Source organism: Halorhodospira neutriphila, from assembly GCF_016584055.1.
GTDB lineage: Bacteria > Pseudomonadota > Gammaproteobacteria > Nitrococcales > Halorhodospiraceae > Halorhodospira > Halorhodospira neutriphila.
The window spans coordinates 1-5,989 of the sequence record NZ_NRSH01000132.1 but is presented as its reverse complement, the minus strand read 5'-3'; the positions used below and the strand labels follow the sequence as shown (position 1 = coordinate 5,989).

Below are 5,989 nucleotides of genomic sequence, written 5' to 3'. Positions count from 1 at the left end.
CGCCGGGCCAGCGGGGCGCCGTGGCGGCTCGTCCGCGCCCCGGCGAGGGGCGACGCCGTGACCCGGGTGGCCCTGGCCTACCGCGCCGACCGGGTGGCCCCCGGCGAGGCCCCGGCGCGCCGGGACCGGCGCCCCGTCCACCACCGCCCCCCGCTGGCGGCCGCCTTCGAGCCGGCGGGCGGGGGCGCGCCGTTCGCCGTGGCCGTCGCCCACCTCAAGTCCAAGGGCGGCTGCCCGGAGCGCGGCGACGTCGACCGCGGCGAGGGGTGCTGGAGCGAGCGCAGGGTCGAGCAGGCCGAGGCGCTCGACGGCTTCCTCGCCGCGTGGCGCGCGCGCCACGGCGCCCCCCCGGCGCTGATCACCGGCGATCTCAACGCCTACGGCGCCGAGGAGCCGATCCGCACCCTGACCGGCGCCGGGCGCGCCGACCTGCTCGCCGAGCGCCTGCCCTGGCGCGCGCGCTACACCTACGTCTTCCGCGGCGAGGCTGGCTACCTCCACCACCTCCTCGCGCCGCCGCGGCTCGCCGGGCGTGCGGCGGCGGTGCGCACCCTGGCGATCAATGCTGACGAGCCCCGGTTTCTGCGCTACGATGCCGCTGGCGACGGATCGCGCCGGTGCCGCGGCCCTTACCGCAGCTCGGACCACGACCCGGTGGCGGTCGATCTCCGGATCGCTGCGCCGGGCCACGAGCCATAGGAAGGCGCCGTTCATCGGAACAGCCATCGCGGATGGCGGGATGAGCCCTACGTGCTCGAGCGTCTTCAGCGCCTATGGGGGCGGGGCAGCGCGCCCTCGGTACGGGTCGGCGTGCACTTCACCGCCCGCTCCGTGGCGATCGCCGCGATCGCCGCCGACGGCCGTACGCTCTCCGTCTGCGACTGGCGCGAGGCGGGTAGCGCCGGGCAGGCCGAGGCCCTCGCCCACCTGGTCGACGCCCACGACCTCCAGGGCGCCCCCGCCACGCTCGTCGTCGACGAGGCCGACTACCAGACCCAGCAGCTCGAGATCCCCGGCGTCCCCGACGAGGAGCTCGTCGAGGCGGCGCGCTTCCGGGTGCGCGACTCGAGCTCGACGCCCCTCGAGCAGGCGCGGGTAGCCGCCTACCGCCTCTACTCCGACCGCAAGGAGGGGGGCGGGGCCATGGTCGCCGTGGTCCTCGCCCGCAGCCAGCGGATCGACGCCCTGGTCAGCACCGCCGAGCAGGCCGGCCTCGCGCCGCAGCGGGTGCTCCCGCCGGAGGCCGCCCTCCACAACCTCGGCGCGCAGGCCCCGGAGCCGGCCTCGCTGCTGGTGCTCATCGGCCGCAGCGGCGGGACCATCGCTATCAGCCGCGGCGAGCACCTCTACCTGGCGCGCCCCCACAAGTACGGCGTCGAGCGCCTGGCGCGGCAGAGCAGCCTCGACTACGAGGGGCTGGTCCTCGAGGTGCAGCGCTCCATCGACTACTACGAGGCGCAGCTCGCCTCCGTCGAGGCCTCCCAGGTCCTGCTGCTGCCCGCCGAGACCGATCCCGGCCCCCTCCTGGACCGCCTCAACGAGGGTGTCACGGTCCCGGCGGCGCGGCTGGACCTGGGCCATATCCTCGACCTGCCGGACGAGGCGGCGCCCGACGAGGCGGCGCAGGCGCACGGGGTCCTGGCCGCCGCCGCGGCGCTGCCCGCCGCCCAGCCGGCGACGGCCTCCTTCTACGTCCCGCCGCCCAAGCGCGTCGACTGGCTCGCGGCCCCGGCCCTGGCCGCCTACCTCGGCGGCCTCCTCGCCGTCCTCGCGGCGCTCTACGCCGGCCAGGCCTACCTCCTCGGCGAGCGCGAGGCCGAGCTCGCCGGCCTCGAGCGCCAGCGCGACGCCCTGGTCGCCGAGATCGGCAAGCTGGAGCAGCGCCTCGCCGAGCGCAAGCCGGACCAGCGCCTCGTCGACCGCTACGACGCCCTCGAGCGCGAGCTGCGGCTCAAGCGGCGCTTCGCCGAGGAGCTCGCCGGCATGAGCGAGCGCCAGCGCCAGGGGTTCTCGCCGATCCTCGAGGGGCTGGCCCGGCAACGGGTGGCGCGGCTGTGGCTGACCGACTTCACCGTCGGCGCCGAGCGGCTTCGCCTGCACGGCCGCGCGACCCACCCCCGGCTGGTGCCGCGCTTCCTCGACGCCCTGGCCCGGGAGCCGGCCTTCAGCGGCACGCGCTTCGCCGACTTCCGGATGCAGCGCCTCGACGCCGAGGGGCACGTCGAGTTCCGGATCGCCACAGATACAATAGCCGCAGATACCGGCGAAGGGGAGCAGTAGCGATCTGGAATCAGCGCCTCCAAGACCTCCTCGCCCCGCTGCGCGATGCCCTCGAGGCGCGCACGCGCCGCGAGCGGGTCCTGCTCCTCGGGGTCGCGGCGCTCGGCCTCGGGGCGCTCTGGTACTACTGGGCGTGGCTGCCGGGCCAGGAGCAGCTCGAGCGCACGGCGCAGCGGATCGAGACGGTCAGCGCCGAGATCGAGCAGGGGCGGGCGCGGCGCGAGCGCCTGCAGGCCGAGCTCCAGGGCGACCCCGACGAGGAGCTGGCCGCCGAGATCGAGGCCCTCGAGGCGGAGCTGGCCGACTGGGAGGCGCGCTACGCCAAGCGGCTGCCGGATCTCATCGAGCCGGCGCGCATGCGCGCGGTCCTCGAGGCCCTGGTCGCGGAGCAGGAGGGGGTCACCCTCGTGCGCCTGGAGCAGCTCCCCCCGGAGCAGCTCGTCGCCCCGCAATCGCCGGGGGAGGACGGCGAGGCGCCGCTGCCGCCCATCTACCGCCACACCGTGCGCCTCGTCGTGCGGGCGAGCTACCGTGCTGTCACTGCGTATCTGCAATCCGTAGAATCCCTAGATTGGCAGTTTAACTGGCAGTCGATGACGTACCAGGTCGAGACGTATCCGCAGGCCCGGGTGACCCTGGAGCTCAGCACCCTCTCCGGCTATGAGGCGTGGATCGGTGTCTAGCGGAGCGCGGCTCCTCCTGCGCCTGGCGGTCCTCGCGGCCGCGGCGGCGCCCCTGGCCGCGGCGGCCCTCGAGCCCGGCTGGGGGGATCCGACGCGCCCGCCGGGGCGCGGCGGCGGCGCTGCCGGGATCGACGCCGAGGAGCTGCCGGAGGTGGCGATGGTCCGCCTGGAGCGGGCGCGCCGCCGGGCGCTCATCGAGGGGCGCTGGTACCGCCTCGGCGCCGAGGTCGAGGGGCTGCGCCTGCGCCGGATCGGCGCGAGCAGTGTCGACCTGGTTGCCGACGAGACGACGTACACCGTGCCGGTGATCGGCCACGGCGTGGAGATGCGCCGCCGCTCGCCGGCGCAGCCGCAGGGGAAGGTGCCGTGGGGAAAGCTGCCGTGATCCGCTTGCTGCGCCGCTCCAGGGGCGGGGCGCTGCTGCTCGCCGCCGCGCTGCTGAGCGCCTGCGCGGGGGCGCCGCGCAGCGGCGAGGAGCGGGCCGAGCAGGTCCGCGAGCGCCTCGATCTCCCGCAGGGGGAGGCGCCGGAGGCCGCCGAGCTCGACCCGACGCCCCCCGATTCGGTGGCCTCGGCCCTGCGCGCACCCAGCGCCCTGGCCCCCTCGGCCCTGCGCGCCGAGCAGCCGCGCTTCGACCTGACGGTGGACAACGTCCCGGCCCGGGAGTTCTTCCACGGCGTCGTCGAGGACACCCCCTACAACGTCGTCGTCGACCCGGAGGTCGAGGGCACCGTCTCCCTGACCCTGCGCGACGTCGCCGTCCCCGAGATCATGGCCACCGTCGAGCAGGTCTACGGCTACCAGATCCGGCGCACCGAGACCGCCTACACGGTCACCCCGGCGCGGCTCGACTCCCGGCTCTTCGAGCTCGACTACCTCAACGTCCAGCGCACGGGGAGCTCGAGCACGCGGATCAGCTCGGGGGATATCAGCGGCGAGGGCGGCGGTGACGGTAACGGCGGCGGCAGCGGCAGCGAGGTCGAGACGAGCTCGAAGTCGGCGCTGTGGAGCGACATCGAGGAGACCGTCGAGCGCATGCTCAGCGGCCACGAGGGGGCCTCGGTGGTCGCCAGCCCCGAGGCCGGCACCCTGGCCGTGCGCGCCCTGCCGGCGACCCTGCGCAAGGTCGAGGCGTACGTCGGCCGCCTCCAGCGCAGCCTCAACCGCCAGGTCATCCTCGAGGCGCGCATCGTCGAGGTGGAGCTCAGCGACGGCTTCCGGGCCGGGATCGACTGGAGCGCCCTCGGCAGCGACGCCGGCCGGGTGCTCAGCGGCTCGGTGAGCGCCACCGGCGAGGCCGCCGTGGGTACGGAGGGCACCTTCGAGCTGAACGTCTTCCGCGGCAGCGGCGAGGGGCAGGACGGGCCGGCGAGCTTCACGGGCGTGCTCAGTATCCTCGAGCGCCGCGGCGACCTGCAGGTCCTCTCCAGCCCCCGGGTGTCGACGCTCAACAACCAGAAGGCGGTGATCAAGGCGGGCACCGACTCCTTCTACCAGACCGACATCAACATCGACCGGCGCACGGTCAACGACCAGCTGCTCACCGAGCTCGAGCCGGAGTTCGAGCCCTTCTTCTCCGGCGTCGCCCTCGACGTGACCCCGCAGGTCGGCGAGGACGGCTGGATCACCCTGCACATCCAGCCCTCGGTGACCCAGGTCGAGGACGTCGCCCGGAGCCTGCAGCTCAGCGGCGAGGACACGATCTCCTTCCGGCTCGCCGAGAGCGACGTCCGCCAGGCGGACGCCCTGGTCCGCGCCCGCGACGGCGAGATGATTGTCATCGGCGGGCTCATCGACGAGCGCGAGGAGACGGCTACCTCGCGGGTGCCGCTGCTCGGCCGGATCCCGCTGCTCGGCTGGCTCTTCACCCAGCAGCGCCAGCAGACCCAGGAGTACGAGCTGGTCATCCTCCTGCGGCCCCGCGTGGTGGAGCAGGGCACCTGGGCCGAGCGGCTCGAGGAGCGCTCCGAGCACCTGCAGCAGCGCTACACGGAGTAGGAAAGGCAGTATGTACCTGGAGCACTTCGGCCTCGAGGCCTACCCCTTCCAGCTGACCCCGAACACCGAGTACTTCTACACCCGCGCCGGCCACCGCCAGGCCCTCGAGGTCGTGCGCACGGCGCTGGCCAACGGCGAGGGCTTCATCCGCCTGACCGGCGAGGTGGGCACGGGCAAGACGCTCCTGTGCCGGATGCTGCGCAACGAGCTCGGCGACGACTGGGTGGTGGCCGCCATCCCCAACCCCGCCCTCGACCCCGAGTCCCTGCGCCAGGTGGCCGCCCGCGAGCTCGGCGCCGTGCAGCCGGGCGACGGCGACGCCCACGCGCTGCTGACCCAGCTCCACGACCGCCTCCAGGCCCTCGCCGCCGAGGGGCGCCGGGCGGTGCTGCTCATCGACGAGGCCCAGGTCATGCCCGACGAGAGCCTGGAGATGGTGCGCCTGCTCACCAACCTCGAGGGGGACCAGGACAAGCTCCTCCACGTCGTCCTCGTCGGCCAGCCGGAGCTCGACGAGCGCCTCGCCCAGCCGCACCTGCGCCAGCTCCGCCAGCGCTGCAGCTTCGCCCACCGCCTCGAGCCGCTGCCGCGGCGGATGGTCGACGACTACCTCCAGCACCGCCTGCAGACCGCCGGCTACCGCGGCCGGGCGCTCTTCTCGCGGCGCGCCGTGCGGCTCATCGGCCGCGCCGCCGAGGGGGTGCCGCGGCTGGTGAACACCCTCGCCCACAAGGGCCTGCTCGTCGCCTACGGCGAGGGCGAGCAGCGCGTCCGCCGCCGCCACATCGCCCGGGCCATCGCCGATACCGACGCCGTCGCCCGCCGCGGCTCGGCCCTCGGGCGGCTGCGCCGGCGCCTGCAGGGCCGGCGGGAGGCGGCGGCGTGAGCCTGCTCGGCGACGTCCTCGACGACGTCCAGCGCCGCCAGGCGGACGGCGGCGGCGAGGGCAGCGCCGTCTCCGGCGTGCAGGCCGCCTTCCAGGTCGCCCCGCGGCGCCGGCGGCGGTGGTGGCGCTGTGCGCTCTGGGG

Annotated in this window: 5 protein-coding genes and 1 pseudogene; all 6 read left to right on the top strand. The window is 75.0% G+C overall.

The annotated features are described in order from the left end of the window. Positions 1-699 (top strand): annotated as a pseudogene (locus CKO13_RS10150) (ExeM/NucH family extracellular endonuclease); the annotation flags it as partial. A gap of 51 nt (positions 700-750) precedes the next feature. Further along, the gene (locus CKO13_RS13020) at positions 751-2,280 is read left to right on the top strand and encodes a PilN domain-containing protein (RefSeq protein WP_200260425.1); all 1,530 of its coding nucleotides are present in this window, start codon (positions 751-753) and stop codon (positions 2,278-2,280) included. A 356-nt stretch (positions 2,281-2,636) separates the two neighbouring features. Continuing rightward, positions 2,637-2,963 (top strand): hypothetical protein, encoded by a 327-nt coding sequence (locus CKO13_RS13015; protein WP_338034632.1) that lies wholly within the window; start codon positions 2,637-2,639, stop codon positions 2,961-2,963. After that, on the top strand, positions 2,956-3,348 hold the full coding sequence (locus tag CKO13_RS10140) for a hypothetical protein (RefSeq protein WP_200260422.1): 393 nt from the start codon (positions 2,956-2,958) through the stop codon (positions 3,346-3,348). Before CKO13_RS13015 ends, CKO13_RS10140 begins: the two co-directional genes overlap by 8 nt. Further along, positions 3,345-4,961, top strand: a complete 1,617-nt coding sequence (mshL, locus tag CKO13_RS10135) for a pilus (MSHA type) biogenesis protein MshL (protein WP_207132185.1) — start codon at positions 3,345-3,347, stop codon at positions 4,959-4,961. Before CKO13_RS10140 ends, mshL begins: the two co-directional genes overlap by 4 nt. A 10-nt stretch (positions 4,962-4,971) precedes the next feature. Further along, positions 4,972-5,847, top strand: coding sequence for an ExeA family protein (locus CKO13_RS10130; protein WP_200260416.1), 876 nt, complete (start codon positions 4,972-4,974; stop codon positions 5,845-5,847). Positions 5,848-5,989: the final 142 nt, after the last annotated feature.

What these genes read in the sequence shown, in the direction of transcription:
- CKO13_RS13015 (WP_338034632.1), top strand. Translation starts at nt 2,637, where the DNA reads ATGCGCGCGGTCCTCGAGGCCCTGGTCGCGGAGCAGGAGGGGGTCACC.
- CKO13_RS10130 (WP_200260416.1), top strand. Translation starts at nt 4,972, where the DNA reads ATGTACCTGGAGCACTTCGGCCTCGAGGCCTACCCCTTCCAGCTGACC.